Source organism: Streptomyces sp. NPDC001415, assembly GCF_053597395.1.
Window position 1 is genome coordinate 56,649 of the sequence record NZ_JBSFIE010000034.1, and the last position, 22,032, is coordinate 78,680.

General features: G+C 70.2%; 13 protein-coding genes and 3 pseudogenes. 7 read left to right on the forward strand and 9 right to left on the reverse strand.

What is annotated here, in order from left to right:
• Window positions 1–130: 130 nt before the first annotated feature.
• From ACWC2B_RS31220 to ACWC2B_RS31240, 5 genes are all read right to left on the reverse strand, one after another.
• The gene (locus ACWC2B_RS31220) at window positions 131–862 is read right to left on the reverse strand and encodes a LuxR C-terminal-related transcriptional regulator (protein ID WP_450722484.1); all 732 of its coding nucleotides are present in this window, start codon (window positions 860–862) and stop codon (window positions 131–133) included.
• 326 nt (window positions 863–1,188) lie between these two features.
• Complete coding sequence (locus ACWC2B_RS31225; RefSeq protein WP_450722486.1) at window positions 1,189–3,891, reverse strand: ATP-binding protein; 2,703 nt, start codon at window positions 3,889–3,891, stop codon at window positions 1,189–1,191.
• 3 nt (window positions 3,892–3,894) lie between these two features.
• A complete protein-coding gene (locus ACWC2B_RS31230) occupies window positions 3,895–6,696 on the reverse strand; it encodes an AAA family ATPase (protein ID WP_450722488.1) in 2,802 nt (933 codons plus the stop codon).
• 19 nt (window positions 6,697–6,715) lie between these two features.
• Window positions 6,716–9,619, reverse strand: coding sequence for a helix-turn-helix transcriptional regulator (locus ACWC2B_RS31235; RefSeq protein ID WP_450722490.1), 2,904 nt, complete (start codon window positions 9,617–9,619; stop codon window positions 6,716–6,718).
• A gap of 406 nt (window positions 9,620–10,025) precedes the next feature.
• Window positions 10,026–11,057: a GDP-mannose 4,6-dehydratase gene (locus ACWC2B_RS31240; protein ID WP_385997892.1), complete on the reverse strand. Its 1,032-nt coding sequence runs from the start codon at window positions 11,055–11,057 to the stop codon at window positions 10,026–10,028.
• Window positions 11,058–11,443: 386 nt separating this feature from the next.
• Between ACWC2B_RS31240 and ACWC2B_RS31245 the strand changes: the two genes are divergently transcribed.
• The 3 genes from ACWC2B_RS31245 to ccrA all read left to right on the forward strand — a co-directional run bounded on the left by ACWC2B_RS31245 (window position 11,444) and on the right by ccrA (window position 16,466).
• The gene (locus ACWC2B_RS31245) at window positions 11,444–13,252 is read left to right on the forward strand and encodes an ABC transporter ATP-binding protein (protein WP_450722493.1); all 1,809 of its coding nucleotides are present in this window, start codon (window positions 11,444–11,446) and stop codon (window positions 13,250–13,252) included.
• The gene (locus ACWC2B_RS31250) at window positions 13,230–15,053 is read left to right on the forward strand and encodes an ABC transporter ATP-binding protein (RefSeq protein ID WP_450722495.1); all 1,824 of its coding nucleotides are present in this window, start codon (window positions 13,230–13,232) and stop codon (window positions 15,051–15,053) included. The genes ACWC2B_RS31245 and ACWC2B_RS31250 overlap by 23 nt, the downstream gene beginning before the upstream one ends.
• Before the next feature lie 63 nt (window positions 15,054–15,116).
• On the forward strand, window positions 15,117–16,466 hold the full coding sequence (gene ccrA, locus ACWC2B_RS31255) for a crotonyl-CoA carboxylase/reductase (RefSeq protein WP_450722497.1): 1,350 nt from the start codon (window positions 15,117–15,119) through the stop codon (window positions 16,464–16,466).
• Between the two features lie 146 nt (window positions 16,467–16,612).
• Here the strand turns inward: ccrA and ACWC2B_RS31260 are convergent, their stop codons facing one another.
• Window positions 16,613–17,368 carry a thioesterase II family protein gene (locus ACWC2B_RS31260; protein ID WP_450722499.1) on the reverse strand — a complete coding sequence of 252 codons (756 nt, stop codon included), beginning with the start codon at window positions 17,366–17,368 and terminating at the stop codon, window positions 16,613–16,615.
• Window positions 17,369–17,985: 617 nt separating this feature from the next.
• Here ACWC2B_RS31260 and ACWC2B_RS31265 point away from each other — a divergent pair.
• Complete coding sequence (locus ACWC2B_RS31265) at window positions 17,986–18,834, forward strand: metallophosphoesterase family protein (RefSeq protein ID WP_450722501.1); 849 nt, start codon at window positions 17,986–17,988, stop codon at window positions 18,832–18,834.
• Complete coding sequence (locus ACWC2B_RS31270; protein ID WP_450722503.1) at window positions 18,831–19,547, forward strand: 4'-phosphopantetheinyl transferase family protein; 717 nt, start codon at window positions 18,831–18,833, stop codon at window positions 19,545–19,547. The genes ACWC2B_RS31265 and ACWC2B_RS31270 overlap by 4 nt, the downstream gene beginning before the upstream one ends.
• Before the next feature lie 82 nt (window positions 19,548–19,629).
• Here ACWC2B_RS31270 and ACWC2B_RS31275 read toward each other — a convergent pair.
• Window positions 19,630–19,710, reverse strand: a pseudogene (locus ACWC2B_RS31275) (VOC family protein); the annotation flags it as partial.
• A 60-nt stretch (window positions 19,711–19,770) separates the two neighbouring features.
• On the opposite strand from ACWC2B_RS31275, the gene ACWC2B_RS31280 reads away from it, so the two are divergent.
• Both ACWC2B_RS31280 and ACWC2B_RS31285 read left to right on the forward strand, forming a co-directional pair.
• A complete protein-coding gene (locus ACWC2B_RS31280) occupies window positions 19,771–19,998 on the forward strand; it encodes a hypothetical protein (protein ID WP_450722505.1) in 228 nt (75 codons plus the stop codon).
• A pseudogene (locus ACWC2B_RS31285) lies at window positions 19,995–21,079 on the forward strand (integrase core domain-containing protein); the annotation flags it as partial. The gene ACWC2B_RS31280 and the pseudogene ACWC2B_RS31285, both read left to right, overlap by 4 nt.
• Here the strand turns inward: ACWC2B_RS31285 and ACWC2B_RS31290 are convergent.
• On the reverse strand, window positions 21,057–21,311 hold the full coding sequence (locus tag ACWC2B_RS31290) for a hypothetical protein (RefSeq protein ID WP_450722511.1): 255 nt from the start codon (window positions 21,309–21,311) through the stop codon (window positions 21,057–21,059). The pseudogene ACWC2B_RS31285 and the gene ACWC2B_RS31290 overlap by 23 nt on opposite strands.
• Before the next feature lie 238 nt (window positions 21,312–21,549).
• A pseudogene (locus ACWC2B_RS31295) lies at window positions 21,550–22,032 on the reverse strand (helix-turn-helix transcriptional regulator); the annotation flags it as partial.

The window sequence follows — 22,032 nt, forward strand, 5'->3', positions numbered from 1 at the left end:
GCGCCGCGGATGCTCAGCTGCGCCCGCGGCGCCCAGTACCTCCCCGGCTCGCCCGCGGAGCGGTCCGGGTCGCGAAGGCAGACCTCGGCCCGCGTCCGCGCGGCGGACCACCAGAATGCGGGTGGGGGTGCTACTTGATGAAGTCCTCAACGACGCGGGGCGGCCAGGTGCCCACCGTCAGCGCCCCCATCGCATACGCGCGGGAGACCAGTGCCGCGCGGTTGGGAGCCTTCAGTTTCCGCAGCAGACTGGTGACGTGATATTCCACGCCATGTTGGCTGAGATACAGCCGGGACGCCAGCGGAACCGTGGACAGGCCCGCCGCGATTCCCTCCAGAATTCGCGCGTCGATCTCGCTGAGCAGTTTCCTTTTCGGTGCCACGAATGCGTCGTCCTCCGAGCTCTGGCCCGACTGCATCACCACGAGGACGGCGGCCGGGGCGGGGCCGTAGCCGCTGACGGCGGCGGCCGTGAGGCTGCCGGTGAACACGTCGCCGGTCGGCCGCAGCGCCACCACATTCGTGGCGAAGCGGTCCCGGCGGCCCTCCAGGAGCCGCTCGAACTGCCGCATGAGCGGCTGCCGCACGCTGGGGTGCACCAGATCGCGGAAATTACGCCCGAAGATGTCGGGTGCCGCCGTCGAGGAATCGGAGGGGGGAGGGGCGAGTACGTCGACGGAAGGCGCGGCGGAGGTCGCGAAGTGACGGAAGAAGTCCTGATTGGCCTGACGGATCGTCAGTGCCGGATCGAGTACGGATATGCACACGCTCGACCGCTCCTCCCCCCGGACCGCCGTGCCGGTCGCGCCGACCGCACTTTGGCCTGCCGAAAACTGCAGAGAATCCATCAGAGCAGGAAGCATCAAGGGACTGACATCCTTTCCAACCCCCGTCTGTGAACCAGAAATCAAGAGACATCGAGCGAGAAGGAGAAAACCGGAGAATGAAGCGGGCCACGGGAACCGAGGGCCACCCGGAAGCTGCTGGAAAGAAATTCCGAACTCCCGGGCACAATTGACACTAAGGACCGGTCTGATCAAGCGTCAACGTTGACCCGCCCCCCACCCCTAATCCTGTGGTCGCACACTCCCGCACGGTACGGTTCGCCTCGACCTTTCGGCTCCCCGAACACTCCGACCTCTTACCGCCGGTATCCCCCGCACCGTAAGAGAAGCTCCTCACGGCGCACTCAGCGCGATCCCAGTGCGCTCTGGCCTGCGAGCAGCTCCCGTCGCCCTGAGACGCCCAACTTCCGGTAACACGACGTCAGGTGCTTCTCCACCGCACGGGTGCTCACGCCCAGTTCATCGGCGATTTCCTGATTGGTCAGACGCCGGCTCACCAGGGAGACAACCTTGCGCTCGCCTTGGGTGAGCGGTGCCTCCTGGCTGGGGGCGGCGGTTCCCAGGGCCGCGCGAGCGCGCTCGGTCAGCCAGGGGGCGCCGCAGGCGGTGGTGAGATCAACGGCCTCACGCAGCACCGCCCTCGCCTCCTTGCCGCTTTCCAGGGTTCGACCCAACTGGAGCAACGTACGGGCCAGTTCGAGCGTGTTGGCGGACGTGCGAAGGATCTCGGCGGACTCGCGCAGGGCGGATTCGCCGCCTCCACCGGGCAGGAGGGCGTTCAGGCGCAGAGCACGGCCGAGAGCGGCGGGAGCCGCCCACTGCCGCGCCCAGAGCAGTTCCTCCTTCGCCAGGGCCAGGGCCGGCAAGGTCTCGCCCAGCCGGTGGTGAAGGACGATGGCGCGGGGCCGCCAGGGGAAGAGGACGGAGTTGCGCCAGCCGGCCGATTCCAGTTGGCGGCCGCAGGCCAAGAGGGCTTTCAGGGCGGCGGCGCTGCGGCCGCGGCGGGCGATGAGCGAGGCCCTGAGGAGTTGTCGGACGGCCGTCATGGCGAGGCTCGCCGGCCAGCGCCTCCCGGGGTCCTCAAGGAGACGTTCGATCAGCTGGATGTTGCCGGACTCCATGGCAACCGCGGCCCGGACGACCATGGTTGGCACGCGCCAGTCCGCGTCGGACAGTCCGGCGGCCCGGTCGGCCTGTTCGCGGGCCTGGGTCAGGCGCCCACAGGCGAGCTGGATCAGGGCGTTCTCGGCGTGCACCCCCGCATGCGGGCGCTCGGTGCGCTGCTCGCAGGACAGGCGGGTGTTGATTCCTTCCACCGCGTCGGCTGCGTACAGGGCCACCGCGACCAGCGGTAGTGCGATGCGGGCGGGTTCGGAGGTCACCGGCTCGCGTTCCAGGATCTGTCCGGCCAGGGCTGCGACCTCCGGCGCCGGCAGGGCACTTGAGAGGACACCCGCATTGTTCAGGACGGCCGCCAGTTCGCGGGCGCCGCCGGTGTCCAAGGGAGGCGGGGTGGCGAGTGAGCGCAGGCGTTCCACCGCGCCGGTCAGCTCCGCCGGGTTCTCGTGCCCGGCCTGCCACAGGCGCGCTTCCAGGCGCAGGGCGATATCGCTGGGACACCTCTGGCTCGGCTCTGTGAGCTCGAAGTCCTCGGAGACGTTGCGCAGCAGGTCCACCGCCGAGGAGGTTGCGTCACCGAGGAAGCCGGGCGGGATGAGCAAGGTAGCCGCGGCCCGCTCGGTGGCCGACGACAGCAGGCGGACGGCCTGGCTGATGTGGCGTTCGCAGGCGGCGGGGTCGATGCCGCGTTCGGCTTTGGCCAGGTCGATCAGCAGGCGCGCGCGTTCGCCGTCGCCCGCGGTGCTCTCCAGCAGGGCGCGCCGCAGGTAGCGGACGGCGGCGTCCGGCGCACTGCGGCACAGCGCGGCGTCCGCTGCCGTCCGCAGCACCCCCATGGCCCACGGGCGCCGGGTGTCGATGACCCCCATCAGCAGGTCCGCGACGTGTTCGGCCGGGCGGCCGGCCTGGTGGAGGATTTCAGCCGCGGCGTCCCGGGAGCGTTCGCGTTCGGCGATGGTGAGGGCGGAGTCGACGGCGTGGCATACGACGTCGTGGACGAAGCGTGGGGTGTCGTCGCGGGGGGCGAGCAGGCCGAGGCGGTGCAGGGTGCGCAGGGCTCGCTGATAGCCGATGGTGTCCAGTCGTGCGTGGCGCCGGACGAGCTCGGGCTCGCCGTGGTCGCCGAAGGCGGCGATGGCCGCGGCCAGGTCGCGTACGGGGGCGGGCTGTGTGTGGAGGCAGCTGGTCAGCCGGTCTCGGAGCTGGGTGGGGCACAAGGCGCGAGCCTGCTCGGCCTGTTCGGCGGTGGGGCGGTGGCCGTTGAGGGCCTGGTCGCGCAGGACGGACTGGAGGAAGAGGGGGTTGCCGGCGCAGGTTTCGTGGCAGGCGAGGGCGTAGCTGTCCTCGGCGGGTTCGCCCAGCTGGTGGTGGATCAGGGCCCGGGTGCCGTCGAGCGAGAGCGGGGCGGGGCGCAGGATGTCGGCGGCGTCCGCGAGGTCGCCGACGAGCGGGTGCTGGGCTCGGGCCTCGCCGTCACGCAGGGTGCACACGAGGGCGACGCGCATCCCGGCCGTGCGCCGGGTCAGGTAGGCGAGCCAGCGCAGGGAGGGAAGGTCGACCCACTGCAGGTCGTCGACGAGGAGGAGTACGGGGGTGGTGGCGCAGGCTTCGGCGAGTATCGACCGCAGGCCGTGCAGGACGGCTTCGGAGGCGGGGACGTCGTGGTCGCCGGGGGTGGGGAGGTCGTCGGGTAAGAGGGGGCCGAGGATCTGGTGGACGATGCCGAAGGCGAAGTCCTGCTCGGTAGGGGCGGCGTTGGCCCGTAACACCCGTAAGTTGTCGGGGGGAGGGCTGCCGGCCTCGTCGAGGAGGGAGGACCGGCCGATGCCCAGAGGGCCGGTCACCAGCAGTACGGAGGAACGGCCCGCCTGTGCCTGACGCACTGCGGTGCCGATCCTGGCCAGTTCAGATTCCCTCTCAAGCAGCATCGATCATGTCCTTTCCGTCGGCCGGCTCCGCGCACGGAGTTCCTGGCGTGAGGTGATGCGCAGCTTCTTGTACGTGCTGCTCAGCCGCAGCTCGACGGTGCGTCGGCTCACCGAGAGCTGTTCGGCGATCTCGCGGTTGCCGAGGCCGCGGCGGGCCAGTTCGGCGGTCCGCCGCTCGGCGGGTGAGAGGACGGCCCACTCCTTGGGGAGGGTGGAGTCGTCGTCGGGCGTGGCGGTCCGTCCCAGCCGGGTGGCCAGCCACCGCGCGCGTTCGGCCAAGCGGCTGGAGGTGTGTGTGACGGTGTGGCGGGACAGTTCGGTCAGCAGACGGGCCGCGGTGGTGCGGTCGCCGTTGGTGGCCTCTTGCGTGGCGATGTCGGCCAGGGCCGAGGCATAGGCGAGCTGGTTGGGCCCGTGAGGGGCGGGGGTGAATTCGCGGGGTCCGGCGGTCGGTTCGCGCGGGGCGAGGGATTCGGCGCACAGTTGGGCCAGGCCCAGTGCGCTCGGGGCGCCCCAGCGGCGGGCGAGGGTGAGGTCCTCGCAGATCAGGCGCTGGGCCTGTTCCCGGTCGCCGAGGGTGAGACAGGCTCTGGCGGCCAGCGAGCGCCACGGCAGTACGGCGGGGTTGATCCACTGTCTGCGCAGCAGCCATCTTCCGGTCTCTTTGAGCAGTTCGACGGCGTCGGCCCAGCGTTCTTCGTCGATGGCCACGCGGGCGCGAGTGAACACGAGGAAGGGCCAGTGGACGCCGCATTCGGATCCGGGCGGTGTCGGGGCGTCGTACAGGGCACGGGCCTGGTCGCGTTGGCGGGTCTCCAGGGCGATGGCGGTGCGTACGGCCATGTGGTGCGGGACGGCCAGAGGGTGCCAGGCAGCGGCGGGCAGCGCCCGTTCGGCACCGTCCACCGCGCGTTCGGCGGCGTCGAGGCGCCCGCCGCGCATGTGCAGTTCGGCATGCAGAAGCAGCGCGCGGGCGAGCGTGGGGCGGCGGTGGCAGCGGCGCAGTTCGGCGACGATGGCGGCGAGGTGGTCCTCGGCTTCGGTGGCGGCGTCGGTGAGCCAGAGTGCTCTGATGGCGACCAGGCGGGGGATCACGGGTGCGTCGTGGCCTGCTTCCAGAGCCCGGCGGGCCAGCTCCGCGGCCTGTTCGCGGTACTCGCCGCGGGTGGCGAGCTGCCCGGCGCGAAGGCCCGCCTGAGCGGGGACGAGGGGGTGTCGGGGCAGGGCGGGAACGCCGGCGGCGGGGACGTCGGCGGCCTCGGGGGGCCCGGCCTGGGCGGCGTACCAGTACAGCGCGATCAGGTCGTCGCGCTCGCTGCCGTGGGCGGTGGCCAGGGCCTGAGTGGCGACCCGGCTGCCCCAGGCAGCGTCGCCGCGGGCCAAGCCCATGTCCAGAGCCTGCAGACGCAGTTGAGCCCAGCGTTCGCCCTCTCCCGGGTTGTTGGCGACGGCGGCGAGCCTGCGGTCACTCGCTTCGGGGGAAGTCATGGCCTCGACGCCGGCCAGGTCGAGGCTGGTCCGTGCGCGCTGAGCGGGGTGCTGGGGCTCGTCGAGGGCGCGGTCCAGCCAGGCGGCGGCTCGGGGGAACTCACTGCGGCGGATGGCGGCGCCGAAGCTGCCGTACAGGGCTTGGACCGCCCAGGGCTCGCCGATGGGCGGTGCATGGAGGAGGAAGCGGGCGATGTCCTCGTCGCCGGCGCCGGTCCGGTGGGCGAGGTGAGCGGCGCGGGCATACAGGGCGGCGCGTTCGTCGGTCGGCGTGTCCTCCAGGATGCGGGCCCTGACGACGGGCAGGCGGATGCGTTCGTGGGGGCCGTCGGGGACGGTGAAGCCGGCCGTTTCCAGCGCCGCGCGCAGTTGAGACTCTCGTACGGTGCGCAATCCGGCCAGGGAGGAGATCAGGGTGAATTCCAGCAGGTCGCCGCCGACGGCCAGCGCGCGCAGGACGGCGGTGGCCTCGTCGGTCAGGCTCCGCAGGGCGCGCCCGGCGCGCTCGCCGATGATGCCGGTGATCAGAGTGTGCAGCTGCGGGATGAGGTCGGCGGTGGGGCGGCGACCGGCGTCTGCCAGGCAGTGCAGTGCCGCGTGCAGTACGGCGGGGCTGCCGTGGGATGCCTGGGCGGCCGCGGCGGCGAACGGCTCGTCGCAGGGGACGCCGAAGATCGTTTCAGCAAGGGCGGCGACCGCACGGGGGCTCAGCGCGCGGACGGTGAGGTGGCGGGTCAGCCGTCCGGAGGGGGCGGTGTCGGTCAGCCAGTCGGGGCCGTAAGGGTCGGTGCCGGTGCGGCCGACGAGCAGGACGAGGGGGAAGCCCGCGGACAGGCGGCGCACCATGGCCTGTAGCCAGTGCAGGGAGGCCGGGTCCAGCCACTGCGCGTCCTCCACCGTCACGAGTGTGGGTGTGCGGCGGGTGGTGTGCAGGAGTTCGAGGAGGCCCGGCAGGCCGTCCGGCTCGCGGTGCTCGCGCAGTACCCGAAGCGCGCGTTCAGTCACCTCACCCAGCTGGGTGAGAAGCTGGATGACGGCTCCGTACCGAAGGTCGCGTTCGGCCGGGGAGCCGCTGACGCGCAGGACGCGTACCGCGCGCTCCTCGGCGAGCCGGGCGGTCCAGCGCAGCAGGGCGTTGTGGCCGAAGCCGGGGCGGCCGGTCACCGAGACGACGGCAGGGTGGCCTTCGCCGAGAGCGGCCACCACCTCCGTCAACTCCGCTTGCTCCTGCTCACGTTCGAGCAGAGACGAGTCGGTGCGTCGACGCCCCGTCCACAGGAACCCAGCGTATGGCTGGTCGTCGTTCAGTCCCGCCACAGACGCCTCCTCGGTCCGCTCACCCAAAGTCCTGTCCGCCTGGCCGCGGTGCCGACCGCGGCGCCCGAGCTCCGCGGACGCCCGAGGAGCGGAGGACCTCGGCGAGCTGTGTGCGCTCGGCGACGCCCAACTTGCGGTACACGCTGGTCAGATGCATCTCGACCGTGCGCAGGCTGACGTACAGCGACTGCGCGATCGAGCGGTTGCCGGCGCCGCCTGCGGCGAGACTGGCGACCCTGCGTTCCATGCTGGTGAGCAGGTCCAGGGGCGAGCCGGTCATCTTGCGCATGCGGCCACCCGCGGCCACCAAGGTGGCGCGGGCATCCTGGCCCAGTGCGAGGGCGCCGCAGCGCTGGGCGAGACCGGCCGCGGCACGCAGGTGTTCGCGCGCGGCGCGTCGGTCACCGTCCGCCAACAGGACCTTGCCCAGGATGAGTTCGGCGCGGGCGTGCTCGACGCGGGCCGGTGAGGCGGCCAGTTCGCGCACCGCCTCGCCCAGCAGTTCCACGCCGCCCTCACCGGGGGTGGCCACGCCGCGAGCCAGGGCGGCCAGGCCGAGGACGCGCGGGGTGCCCCACTGTCGTGCCAGCCGGGTGCCGTGCGCGGCGGGCTCCTGGGCCTCTTCCGCGCGCCCCAGCTCCGCGAGCACGCAGGCCGCCTCCACCCACCAGGGCAGGTATGCCGCGTGGCGCACTTCGGCCTCCTCCAGTGACCTGCCGCACTCACGGAACAGTGCCAGTGCGCCCTCCGCGTCCCCCAAGGCACGGCGGGCTCGGCCGTGGGCCATCAGGTAGCGGTGGTAGGTCCACACGTACTCATCACGCCATGCGGGCTCGATGCTGGTCAGCAGCGCCTCGGCGGACGCGGCCTCGCCCCGGTCCACCAGTACACCCGCCAGGGCCAGGCGCGGCAGGACCATGACCTCGCCCCACCGTTCCGCGCTGCTGATTTGGACCGCTGTACTGGCATCCGCGAGCGCGTCCGGGAGCGCTCCCAAGCCGTGCTGGATCCCGGCGCGGATGGAGAGGGCCAGGGCATAGGTCCATATGGCGGAGTTCTCCCGGCCGTGGCGCAGGACGCGGTCCAGCGCGCGAAGCGCGTCATCGGTGCGGTCGGCGAGGTCGAGGACGATGGCGGAGTTGATCAGGGACCAGCTCTTCAGGGGCAGTTGGGGGCAGGAGCCGGCGCGCAGTGCGCGATTCACGGACGGTTCGGGGGGTTGGCCGTCGAGTGCCGTCAGTACGGCCATGGCCGCCAGCTTCTGGCACTGGGCGGGGGTGTCGCCCTCAGGCAGGGTCATCGCCGCGGCCCGCCTCCGTGTCGCGGCGAACGTGCTGCGGCCGTGCGAGCCGACGATCAGGAGCACCGACTCGACGAGCGTCCGCAGTTCGCGGTCGGCGGGCAGGGGGTCGGGGCCGAGTTCGGCGTCGAGCGCGTCCAGGACGTCTTCGAGGATGTCCAGGGCGACGGAGATCTCGCGTGCGGCCAGGCCGGTCGTGCCGAACTGCGCGGCGATCCGCGCCCGGGTGCGTACGTCGACACTCGGCGCCAGCGCTTCGCGGAGCAGGTCGATGGCCTCGGGCGGGGCGGTCTCGGCCAGTGATCTGGCCAGCCGGACGCGGACGTCCACGCTGTCGGGGTCCACTTCCAACACCCGGTACAGGTAGCGGGCCGCGGCTTCCGGGGCGCCGTGCTGCTCGGCGCGGGCCGCGGCTTCCAGCAGCACGCCGGGCATCCATGGTTCGGGAATCGAGGGCACGTGCAGGAGGTGGTCGGCGACTTCTTCGGCCGGTCGGCCCGCGTCGCTCAGCAACAGGGCTGCCCGTGCGTGGAGGCTCGCCAGCGCTTGGGCGTCCAGGGGCGCCAGTACCGCGGCTCGTACCGCGCCGTCCGCCAGGTGTCGGCCACCGGGCACCAGCAGCCCGGCCTCGCGCAGCACCGTCAGCGCGTCCGCGACGACATCGGCGGGGACGGCGGCCAAGGCGCCGACGTGATCGGTCCCGCTCGCGCCGAGGACCGCCACCGCCCGTGTGACCTGTTCGACCCAGGGCGGCCGGCGGTCCAGGAGTTCGCGTGCCCAGGACGCCAGGACACGACCGCCGGTCTCGGCGATCCGGTCGGCGCCGCCCACGTCCGGACCGGTGCCCTCGGCACGCAGTTCTCGCAGCAGCCGGCCCAGAAGGCGGGGGTTGCCGCCGGTCGCGGCCCGCGCGCGAGCGAGGAAGACCGGGGCGGCGGGTGCCGGGAAGAACCCGCGGACGATCTCCGCGACATCCGGCTCGGTCAGCGGTCGCAGGCGCAGCGTCGTCGTGCTGCGGTGGGTGGCCAGGTCTGTCAGGGCATGGTGGGCCGGGGCGCGGCGGGTGAGGGCGGCGGCCTCGGCCTGCTGCGTGAGGACGACGAGCAGGGGGAGGCCGCCGGACCGGCGCAGCAGGAAATCCAGCCAGCGCAGGGAGAGTTCGTCGCCGTGATGGATGTCGTCCAGGGCCAGGACGAGCGGGCGGCGGCTCAGCATGTCCAGCACGAGGCGGTGCAGGCCATGGAAGGTGTGCTGGACAGCGGGGGCGTGCGGCGACTCACCGGCCGGCGCGCCGGGGGTGAGGGCGGGCAGGGCGTGGCGGGCGACTCCTTCAAGTGGGGCGCCCTGTGCGATCGAGCCGAGCAGGGCGCGTACCCCGCTGAATGATGCGCTCGACGAACCCTCCTCGCAGCTGGCCTGCAGAACCGTCGCATGCCGACCGGCCTGCCCACTGAGGAAGGCGTGCAGGAGGGCGGACTTGCCGATTCCGGCCGGGCCGGTCACGATCACCGAGCACGCGCGCCCGGAACGCGCATTGCGGGCACAGCGGTTGAGCTCGCGCACCACATCGCCCCGGCCGACCAAGGCGCCGCCTAAGTCAGAATCTACGCTCTGGCTCCGCACCTTGGGACTCCTCGCACCTGGGAGACACAACGCATGTGACGGGCATCACCACATAGCACCACAAATCACTCTAAAGGGTGATGTGCGATGTGCGCCAGAGTACATGATCTACGGAACCCCTGGCCAGCAACGCTCCTCGTCACGCGGGCTCCACGTCCGCGGAACTCCTTCCGCGGCGGTCGTCGTGGGCCTGCTGCCTCCTCCTGGCGATGGTGCCAGGCCGGTCCGCCGGGAGACGGCGGCCGGTCGCCAGCTTTGTGTTGCACACACCCATTCCACAGGGAGAACTACGCGAAATCCCGTAGTGTCCTTGGCGCCGCGTGGCGGCACGGTCGCCGTGTCGAAGCGGTACGGGATACACCCGGGCACACTCCGTGCGCCGAGGTATCCCGTGGGCGCGGGCGGACTACCAGCTGCCGGCCAGCAGCAGATCCCCGTACTCCCGCTCGCGGGATGCCTGGCGCAGATCGGAGTCGACCATCATGCGCATCAGTTCGGGGAAGTCGACGGTGGGCTCCCAGCCCAGCTGGGTGCGGGCGCGCTCGGCGTCCGCACAAAGGATTTCCACCTCGGCCGGGCGCACCAGCGAGGGGTCGATGCTGACGAAGTCCTCCCAGTTCAGGTTCACATGCTCGAAGGCGATGCGGACGGCGTCGCGGACCGAGTGCATCTGGCCGGTGCCGATCACGTAGTCGCTCGGCTCGTCCTGCTGCAGCATCAGGTGCATGGCCCGGACGTAGTCTCCGGCGAAGCCCCAGTCGCGCACGGCGTCGAGGTTGCCCAGGGACATCTTGTCCTGGTAGCCGAGCTTGATACGGGCTACCGCGAGGGAGATCTTCCGGGTCACGAACTCCGCTCCACGGCGCGGGGATTCGTGGTTGAAGAGCATGCCGGAGACCGCGTACATGCCGAAGGACTCACGGTAGTTGCGGGTGATGAAGTGCCCGTAGATCTTCGCCACGCCGTAGGGGCTGCGCGGCCGGAAGATGGTGGTTTCGCACTGCGGGGTCTCGGCGACCTTGCCGAACATCTCCGACGAGGACGCCTGGTAGAAGCGGATCTGGCTACCGTCGCCGCTGCGTGAGCCGTTCAGGCCGCTGACCATGCGGATCGCCTCAAGCATGCGCAGTACGCCCATGCCGTTGATCTCGGTGACGAGTTCGGCCTGCTGCCAGGACATCGGCACGAAGGAGATCGCGCCGAGGTTGTAGATCTCGTCGGGCTGCACCTTGTCGACGGCTGATACCAGGCTGGCCTGGTCCATCAAGTCACCGTCGACGAAGGACAGATCGGCGACGAGCCGGCTGACCCGCGACTTCCGGGGATTCGCCTGACCCCGCATCAGGCCCCACACCTGGTACCCCTGCGCGAGCAGGTGCTCGGCAAGATAGGAGCCGTCCTGCCCGGTAATTCCGGTGATCAGCGCACGCTTGGACATCTCATTCCTTTCCTCCGCACAGAACAGACCGCCCAAACGCAGAGCCGAGTCTGCTACTTGAAATGTTGGCCACTTGAGCTGTTGGCCACTTGGCGTCGAAAACTCCGCGGTCCAGACGCCGGGTAAGCGCACGCTTCCAAGCGGCCGGTCGTGGTGTCAAGAAATTCCGGGAACACTAGGAAATTCCGGAGTCCCCACCACCGTCATTTCTTGGCCCGTGCGGGAGGTGCCGCCGCATCCGGTACGGCGCGCGGGACCCCGCCACCGGACACTACGGATTTTCCTGTGCCCGGTGCGCTGCACTTTCGGGGTGTGCCCCGCCCAGGCCCGGTGGGCGCCCCATCCGCGCCCCGACCGGACCTGCCCGTCTCCTGGAGCGTCACCCGTTGCTGTTCAGACTCCTACTGACCCAGCTGCGTCCCCACCGGCGCTTCGTCGTCCTACTGGGGCTGCTGCAACTGGCCCAGATCCTGGCCACCCTGGCCCTGCCGACGCTGGGTGCGGCGGTCATCGACGACGGCGTGGTCAAGGCCGACAGCGGCTGCATCACCCGGACCGGCCTGAGCATGCTGGCCGTAACGCTCGTACAGGTCGCGGCATCCGTGGGTGCGGTGTCGCTGAGCACGCGTACGGCCATGGCGATGGGCCGCGACCTGCGCTCGGCCGTCTTCCGCCGGGTGCTGGACTTCTCGGCACGCGAGGTCGGGCAGTTCGGCACTCCGTCGCTGATGACGCGCACCGTCAACGATGTCCAGCAGGTGCAGATGCTGACGCTGTCCGCGTTCGGTGTCGTCGTGTCGGCGCCCCTGATGTGTCTGGGCAGCATCGCGCTCGCACTCCAGCAGGACATTCCGCTCTCGCTGCTCCTCGTGACGCTGATGGTGGCCCTCGGAATGTCATTCGGCCTCATTCTCGGACGCACCGATCCGTTCTACGACCGTATGCAGAAATACCTGGACCGTATCAACGGCCTGCTGCGCGAACGCATCACGGGAGTCCGCGTCGTACGGGCTTTTGTCCGCGACGGTCACGAAAGCGCGAGATTCGGCCGTACCAATTCCGAATTGCGTGACGTCTCGTTGCACGTCGGCCGCCTGCTGGCCACCATCGTTCCCGTCGTGCTGCTGGTACTGAACGCCTTCATGGCGGCTGTGGTGTGGTTCGGCGCGCACCGCATCGACGCCGGGGCGATGCGGTTCGGTGCGCTCAGCGCGTTCCTGAGCTATCTGACGCTGATCATGATGTCGGTGGTGATGGTCACCTTCGTGTGCCTGGCGATGCCACGGGCAAGGGTCTCGGCCGAGCGCATCCAGCAGGTGCTGGCGACCGAGCCGAGCGTGACGCCACCGCCGCGACCCGTACGCGCCGTGCCCGCTCCCGGGCAACTTGCCCTGTACGGCGCCGGCTTCAGGTATCCGGGCGCGCAGGAGCCGGTGCTGAGCGGCATCGATCTGAGCGCCGGCCCCGGCGAGACAGTGGCGATCCTCGGCAGCACCGGCAGCGGCAAGACCACGCTGCTCAATCTCGTGCTGCGGCACTTCGACGCCACCGAGGGCCGCGTCCACGTGGGCGGCGTCGACGTCCGCACACTGGACACGGAGGTCCTGCGCCGCACCGTCGGCTTCGTCCCGCAGCGGGCGTACCTCTTCTCCGGCACCGTCGCCGGCAACCTGCGCTTCGGCAACCCCGACGCCACCGACGACGAGCTCTGGCACGCGCTGGAGATCGCGCAGGCCCGGGATTTCGTCGAGCGCCTGCCGCAGGGTCTGAAGTCACCGATCACGCAGGGCGGCACCAATGTGTCCGGCGGGCAGCGGCAGCGCCTGGCGATCGCCCGCGCTCTGCTGCGCAAGCCGGACATCTATCTCTTCGACGATTGCTTCTCCGCGCTGGACCACGCCACGGACGCCGCGCTGCGGGCGGCACTGGAACCGGAGATCTCCCGGGCGACGGTACTCACCGTCGCCCAACGCGTCAGCACCATCCAGCACGCACAGCGCATCGTTGTCCTGGAAGCGGGCCGGGTGGCCGCCGCCGGAACGCACGAGGAGTTGCTGCTCACCAGTACGGCGTACCGGGAGATCGCCCGGTCCCAACTCACTGCGATCACCGGCCACTACGGCGGCTCCGACCCGGACGCCGGAACCGCCACGACCCCTCAGGAGGCCGTCCATGGGCTCGGCGGACAGCTCTAGCCGCGGGCGGCGCGGCACCGCCCGCCGCACGCTGGCACTGCTGCGACCGCACCGCGCCCCGGTCGCCGTGGCGGTCGCCCTCGGCATCGGCGGCGTCGCACTCAACGCGGCGGGCCCGTTGCTCCTCGGCAAGGCCACTGACCTCGTCTTCGACGGCATCCGTCACACTCGTGGATCCGCCGGAGTCGACTTCGACGGGATCGCCCGTCTGCTGCTGATCGCGCTGGTGCTCTTCGCCGCCGCCTCCCTCCTCACTCTCCTGCAGGGGCGACTGGTCTCGGCCGTCGTACAGCGTGTGGTCTTCGCGCTGCGCCAGTCCGTGGAGGCCAAGCTCGCCCGCCTGCCGCTGCGGTACTTCGACCGCCACCCGGCAGGTGAGCTGCTCAGCCGGGTGACCAACGACGTCGACAACCTGCAACAGACCCTCCAACAGACCCTCAGCCAGCTGATCACAGCGGTCTTCTCCGTACTGAGCATGCTGGTGCTGATGCTCGTCATCTCGCCGCTCCTGGCACTGATCATGGTGGCCTGCGTACCGGTGTCCGCCGTACTCGCGGCCCGGATCAGCAAGCGCGCGCAACCGCGGTTCGCCCGTCAGTGGTCCGCCACCGGAGCGCTGAACGCCCACGTCGAGGAGGTCTACACCGGTCACGCGCTGGTCAAGGGCTTCGGGCGGCGCGAGCAGGCCGAGCGCGCCTTCGACGAGCACAACGCAGCCCTCTACCGCGCTGGCAAACGGGCCGAGTTCGTCTCCGGTGCCATCGAGCCGTCGATGATGTTCGTCGCCAATCTCGGCTATGTCGTCGTGGCGGTCGTCGGCGCGCTGCGCGTGGTCGCGGGGACCCTGTCCGTCGGCGACGTCCAGGCGTTCGTCCTCTACTCCCGGCAGTTCAGCCAGCCGATCGTCGAGGTCGCCGGCATCGCCGGCCGCCTGCAGTCCGCCCTCGCCTCCGCCGAGCGGATCCACGAACTCCTGGACGCGGACGAGCAGGGACCCGGCCCCGAGCGCCCCGCGCGACTCCAAAAGGCCGGACTCCACAAGGCTGTCGGAAAAGTCCAGTTCGAGAAGGTCTGCTTCCGCTACTCCCCCGACACCCCCCTCATCGAGGACCTCTCCCTCACCGTCGAACCCGGCCGGACCGTGGCGGTCGTCGGTCCTACCGGCGCGGGCAAGACCACCCTGGGCAACCTCCTCATGCGCTTCTACGAAACCGACGCGGGCCGCATCCTCCTCGACGGCACCGACATCACCACCCTGGCCCGCGAGGACCTGCGATCCCACATCGGCCTGGTGCTCCAGGACGCCTGGCTCTTCTCCGGCACCATCGCCGAGAACATCGCCTACGGACGCCCCGACGCCACCCGCGAGGAGATCGAGACCGCCGCCCGCGCCATGTGCGCCGACCGCTTCATCCGCACCCTGCCGGACGGCTACGACACCGTCCTGGACGAGGAGTCGACCAACGTCAGCGCGGGCGAGAAGCAGCTCATCACCATCGCACGGGCTTTCCTCGCACGGCCCTCGATCCTGCTCCTCGACGAGGCGACCAGCTCCGTCGACACCCGCACGGAGGCCCTCATCCAACGCGCGATGCACTCACTGCGCGCGGGCCGCACCAGCTTCGTCATCGCCCACCGCCTCTCCACCATCCGCGACGCGGACCTGATCGTCGTCATGGAAGGCGGCCGCATCGTCGAGCAAGGCACCCACGACCAGCTCCTGGCCGCCGCGGGGGCCTACGCCCGTCTCCACTCGGCCGTGGGGCCCGGTGCCGGGCTGGAGGGTGCCTCACCACGCTGAACCGGCACCGCACCACACCACCCCGTACGACCTGACGAATCGCTCGATAGGAGCCAATCCACCATGCCCGACAGCCATGCCCTGAGCGAGCTGCGCGCCGCGATCAGCGCGCCCGATCACACTCCCGAGGACATCGCCGCGCTTCCTCTGCCAGAGTCCTTCAGAGCCGTGACCGTCCACAAAGAGGACACCGAGATGTTCCGCGGAATGACCGGCGCGGACAAGGATCCGCGCAAGTCGCTGCGCGTCGACGAGGTGCCGATGCCCGAACTGGGGCCCGGCGAGGCGCTGGTCGCGGTGATGGCCAGCTCGGTCAACTACAACACGGTCTGGTCGTCCCTCTTCGAGCCGCTGCCGACCTTCGGCTTCCTGGAGCGCTACGGGCGCACCTCGCCGCTCGCCAAGCGGCACGACCTGCCCTACCACATCCTCGGCTCCGACCTGGCCGGCGTGGTGCTGCGCACCGGCCCTGGGGTCAACGTCTGGAAACCCGGCGACGAGGTCGTGGCGCACTGCCTGTCGGTGGAGCTGGAGAGCCCGGACGGACACGACGACACCATGCTCGACCCGGCCCAGCGGATCTGGGGCTTCGAGACCAACTTCGGCGGCCTGGCCGAGATAGCCCTGGTCAAGGCCAACCAGCTCATGCCCAAGGCCGCCCACCTCACCTGGGAGGAGGCCGCCGCGCCGGGTCTGGTCAACTCCACCGCCTACCGTCAGCTGGTCTCCCGCAACGGCGCCGGTATGAAGCAGGGCGACAACGTGCTGATCTGGGGCGCCAGCGGCGGCCTGGGCTCCTACGCCACCCAGCTCGCCCTCGCCGGCGGCGCCAACCCCGTCTGCATGGTGTCCAGTCAGCGCAAGGCCGAGGTGTGCCGGGCCATGGGGGCGGAAGCGATCATCGACCGCTCGGCCGAGGACTACCGCTTCTGGACCGACGAGCACACCCAGAACCCGCGGGAGTGGAAGCGGCTGGGCGCCCGCATCCGGGAGTTGACCGGCGGCGAGGACGTGGACATCGTCTTCGAGCACCCCGGCCGGGAGACCTTCGGGGCGTCCGTCTACGTCACCCGCAGGGGAGGCACCATCGTCACCTGTGCCTCCACCTCCGGCTACCACCACGAGTTCGACAACCGCTACCTGTGGATGCACCTCAAGCGCATCGTCGGTACCCACTTCGCCAACTACCGCGAGGCCTGGGAGGCAAACCGCCTCGTCGTCAAGGGCAGAATCCATCCCACCCTCTCCTGCACCTATCCGCTGGCCGACACCGCGCTCGCCGTCCACGACGTGCACCGGAACGTCCACCAGGGCAAGGTCGGCGTGCTGTGCCTGGCCCCGACCGAGGGACTGGGCGTGCGGGACGAGGAAACGCGCGCGAAGCACCTCGACGCGATCAACCGGTTCCGCTGACCGCTGCGTCGGCCCCACGTACGAAGCGTGGGGCCGGATCAGCGTGTTGGGGGCGAGTTGTTCGCGGCACGTAGCGGTCAACACCTCACTGAACGAGCAGACGCGCCGCCAGCCGGGCCGTCCTTGGTTTCCCGGGCTCAGCCAGGCTAGCTCAGAGTGACGAGATGCTGCCTCAGGAGGGCGATGACAGCTGCGGCCTCGGCGGTGAGGTAGAAGTGTCCGCCGGGATAGACCCGCAGGTCGAAGGGGCCGGTGGTGTGGCCGCGCCAGGCTTCCGCCTCGTCGAGAGAGGTCTTTGGATCGCTGTCGCCGGTGAGCACCGTCAGCGGTGCCCGGACGGTGACGTCGGGCGCGCAGCGGTAGGTCTCGATGGCTTGGTAGTCGCTCCGGATCGCCGGCAGGATCATCCGCAGGATCTCCTCGTCGCCGAGGAGCGCGGTGTCGGTTCCGGCGAGGAGTTTCAGTTCCCCGACGATGCCTTCGTCGGTCTTCCGGTGGACGTTCTCGTCGCGGATCCGGGAGGGTGCGCGACGGCCGGAGACGAAGAGGTGGGCGAGTTCACCACCGTCTGCTTCGAGACGACGGGCCACCTCGAAGGCCAGCGTGGCGCCCATGCTGTGGCCGAAGAAGGTGGTGGGCCGGGTCGTCAAGGCGGGACGCAGCGCGCCGTAGACCTGGTCGGCGAGATCGGCGATGTCGCCGGGGCTGACTTCCTTGCGCCGGTCTTGCCGACCCGGGTACTGGACCGCGAACACCTCTGTGACGGAGGACAGTTGGGCGGACACGGGGAAGTAGAAGGACGCCGAGCCACCCGCGTGAGGGAAGCAGAAGAGCTGGCTGGGGCTGGATGGCGCGGGGTGGAAGCGCCGCGCCCACAGGCCCTCTTCGGTGGACGTCGTCATGTGGGGATCTCCTGGTAGGTGGAGCCGAGCGGGATGTACCGACAGGCGGGCGCGTGGGGGCACCGCGGCGGGGACAGGGCCGTGACACCTGGCGAACGCCCGTCATCAGAAGACCGAGTGACCTCGATCCCTGAGCCACCAGGGCCCGCAAAGCCCTTTGTAGGCCCTGGAATTCATTGGACATGCCCGCACAGTGGGTAAATCCCTAGACTTTCACCCCGTCTCCCTACGAGTCCGCGGCCCTTTAGTCGGCTTACTCGGCGACAGCGCGGACACTAGGGAAATCCGGGCGCCCCGTGCGCTCCAATGGACCGGGTCGGCGTGCCGGCCGGCTCCGTCCACCTGGTGACCCGCTTGCTGCCGCTAACAGGAGTGCCCTGTCGTGCTGTTGAGGCTGCTGCGTACACAGTTGCGTCCCTACGGCGGGGCGACCGGCGCACTCGCACTCCACCAACTGCGGCTGATTCCAGGTACGTTGGCGTTGTCGGCACCCGGCGTGGCACCGACGGCGAACTCCTGTGCGTACCAGGCTTCTACGCCCGGCTCCACGCCTCCCACTCCCCCGCCACCGCCGCCGTCGAAGCGGCGGCGGGCTGATCAACGAGAGAGAGGGCACCGTGCCTGATGGAAACCTCCTGGCCGTCAGCGATCTGCATGTCGCCCACCCCGAGAACCGCACGCTGGTCGACTCGCTGCGGCCCGCTTCGGACAGCGACTGGCTGATCGTCGCGGGCGACATCGGCGAGAAGTTCGACGACGTCGCCTGGGCGCTGCGCCTGCTGGCGGGCCGGTTCGCCAAGGTGATCTGGACACCGGGCAACCACGAGCTGTGGACCCATCCGCAGGACCCTTGCACGCTGCGCGGCGAGGCCCGATACCGGCACCTCGTCGCGCTCTGCCGCGACCTGGGCATCGCCACGCCGGAGGATCCCTATCCAATCTGGCAGAGCGCCGACGGACCGGTGGCGGTGGCCCCGCTCTTCACCCTCTACGACTACTCGTTCCGCGCGCCCGGTGCCACCACGACGGCCGAGTCACTGCGCATCGCGCACGACGCGGGCATCGTCTGCTCCGACGAGTACTTGCTGCACCCCGACCCCTACCCCAGCCGCGAGGCATGGTGCCGGCAGCGCGTCGCGGAGAGCGAGCGGCGTCTGACGGCACTCGACCCCACGCTGCGGACCGTCCTGGTCAACCACTGGCCGCTGGTCCGCCGGCCGACGCAGGTGCTGCGCTATCCGGAGTTCGCCCAGTGGTGCGGGACCGAACTGACCGCGGACTGGCACCTGCGCTTCCGCGCCGCGGCCGTCATCTACGGCCATCTGCACATCCCGCGCGTGACCCACTACGACGGGGTGCGCTTCGAAGAGGTCTCGGTCGGCTACCCGCGCGAGTGGCGGGTGCGGCCGCCGCGGATTCCCCTGCGCCGGGTGCTGCCGGCGCCGGTTGGCGGGGGCGTGCGGTGATCGAGGCGATCCTTCCCGGCACGGTCGTCACCGAGGCGGCGTACGACGACGAGGCGCGCCCCGGCGACCACCTTTTCGACGAGGAGCGGGAAACGGTTGCGCAGGCGGTGGAGTCGCGGCAGCGGGAGTTCACCACTGTGCGGTACCTGGCCCGCCGTGCGCTGGGACGGCTCGGCCGTCCCGCGGCGCCCATCCTGCCGAACCGACGCGGCGCTCCCCAGTGGCCGGACGGCATCGTCGGCAGCATGACGCACTGCGCGGGCTACCGGGCCGCCGCGGTCTCCCCCGCCGAGCTCACGGCTTCCGTGAGCATCGACGCCGAGCCGAACGGGCCGCTCCCGGACGGTGTCCTGGAGGTGGTGACACTGCCGTCGGAGCGGGCGGCGATTGTGTCCCTGACGGAGCGTCGGCCGGACGTGCACTGGGACCGGTTGTTCTTCAGCGCGAAGGAGAGCGTCTTCAAGGCGTGGTACCCGCTGACGGCCCGAGAACTCGACTTCTCCGAGGCGGAGATCGTCGTGGACCCGCGCGAGGGAACCTTCTCGGCCCGGCTGCTCGTGCCGGGGCCGCTCATCGACGGCCGTCGCGTGCCGGTCTTCCCGGGCCACTGGCACCAGGCCCGCGGTCTGCTCGCGACGGCCGTCCACCTGGCGAGGGAAAGCGAGCTCGACGACGTCCCCCGAGCACGCCGTGGCCCGGTCTCACCGTATTGATGTCACACTCAGAGGCCGTGGCGGCGATGCCCCCCAGGCCGCAGGCCCAGGCCCAGGATCTGCCGGACCGGACGTCCGGATTTCAGGTCTGCTGCTCGCTGATGTTGACCATCCAGGTGATGCCGAACTTGTCCGTGCACATGCCGAACACGTCGCCCCACATCGAGAGGCACTCATTTCGTGGCCGCGTGACTGCACTGCATGGAGAACGCAATATCAAGGCGTGACCGAGCTGATGGCAGCCGCCATCGAAGACGTCGAGTCCGCACTTCACGCCTCTTGCGTCGCCCTGCGCGTCGCCGGTGCGCGGCTCCTCCCCCGCGCCCGGGCCGCGGGCGCGGCGCAGGCCGACGGCGGGTTCAACGCCGCCTGTGCCGTTCGGAAACTCATCGATGCTGCTCGGAGTGGGTCTGGCGCGCCGTTGCGGCCTGCTGGAACCCTGTCCGGGTGATCGTCTCACTGCTATATCAGGTGGCGCGGAAACTGCTTTCAGTCCCGGCGATGCTGCTGCGCCGGGATTCGGCCAAAGACGCCGAACTGCTGGTGCTGCGGCATGAGAACGCGGTGCTGCGCAGGCAACTCACCGCGCCGGTACGGTACGAACACCGGCGGACCGGCTGTGGTTCGCAGCGCTGTCCTCGCTGATCCCCCGGAGCCGGTGGGCGAAGGTATTTCCGGTGACGCCCGGGACCCTGCTCGCGTGGCACCGCAGGCTGATCGCCCGGAAGTGGGACTACAGCAAGCGACGGGGCAGGCCCGGCAGGCCGCGGACCGCGAGCGCGCTGAAGAGGCTGGTGCTGCCGCTGGCCAAGGAGAACCCGCGCTGGGGCTGCCGTCGGCTCCAGGGTGCACGGGTCCGCCTCGGGCATCCGATGGGCACGACGACAGTCTGAGAGATCCTGACGGCGGCGGGCATCGATCCGGCCCCGCGCCGCGGTGGGCCGACGTGGCGTGAGTTCCTGACCGCGCAGGCCGAGGGCGTCATCGCCTGCGACTTCGTGCACATCGATCTGGCGGACCTGCGCCGGGTATACGCGCTGGTGTTCCTTGAGCACGGCACACGCCGACTGCACGTCGCCGGGGTGACCGCCCATCCGACGGGTCCCTGGGCGGTGCAACAGGCGAGAAACCTCGCCGCCGAGTAGGGCGTCCGGCTCGATTCACTGCGCTTACTGCTCCGCGACCGGGACGCAAAGTACACCGCGTCCTTCGACGCGGTCTTCGAGGCCGAGGACGCGGAAGTCATCAAAACGCCACCCCGTGCTCCGCGGGCGAACGCCCACTGCGAACGGGTCATCGCAACCCTGCGGCGCGAAGTCCTCGACCACCTGCTGATCTGGAACGAGACCCACACCCGGCAGGTCCTCGACGCCTACGCCCGCCACTACAACCGTCATCGCCCACACCAGGCCCGGAAACAGCTACCTCCCCTCGCCCAGGAGCACCCAGTGCCCGTGGCCGACCCGACCGCTCACCGGCTCCTGCACACCCGAGTTCTGGGCGGCGTAATCAACGAGTACAGATACGTGGCCCGACCAGCAGCGACCAGTTTCCGAACGGCACAGGATCAACCAGACCCAGACCGAGAAAGCCGCCGCCCAACGCCAACTCAGCGAAACCACCGCCGCCCGCCGCAGCGTGCTCACCGAAGCCGAGATCCGCGACCTGGTCGAACAGCTCGACGACATCGCCTCGGCCCTGACGTCCGCAGGCCCCGAGGACAAACAACGCCTCTACGAAGCCCTGGGCCTCAACCTCGTCCACTATGCAAAAGAGCGGATCGTGACTGTTGAGTCACAACCCGCTCTGATGTGTACACGTGGTAAGTGTCCGAGGGGCAACACAGGCCATAGGCACACGCCGCTGGTCAGCGGCGAAATCACGCTCGCGCGATGAGCCACGTTCGTCACGCGGCGCCCGATACCCCACAGGCAGCGTTGCCCATTCTGTTCAGACGCCGCTCACTTTACTCAGGCTGGGCGCTGGCCGATATCCCCCAATCCAGCCAGCCGTCCGCACCGGCTTTTTCGGCGCAGACAGCCAGCACGGTGCTCACCAGGTCCACCCGGCGCGCCGGGTCCACCCGTACCAGCACGGCAACTTGGTCACCGCCGGCCCGAAACCGAGTGTTGCGTTCCTGCCAGGCCCGGTCCAGATCGACCCTGTCCGGTCGCTGCGCGGGTTTGTCGAGTTCCTCCGCGGCCAACATCCGGGACAGCCGGTAGGTGCGGTCCGCGCCAGAATTCGTGGCCAGCAAGTAGCCCTGGTCGCGTTCGGTGACCAGGCCGATCGGGTCCATCGTGCGCCACTTCGGGGTTGGTTCGCAGCCGCGTAGTGGACGCGCAGCTTGTGTCCGGCGAACACCACGCGCCGGACTTGTGCCACGGTGGCTTCTCGGCGTGCCGTCAGTTCATGAACGCGGTGCCGCCTCCCCAGCACGTGCTCTCCCAGGCGGTGGCCGGGCTGTGCAGGGCACCGGTGCCGT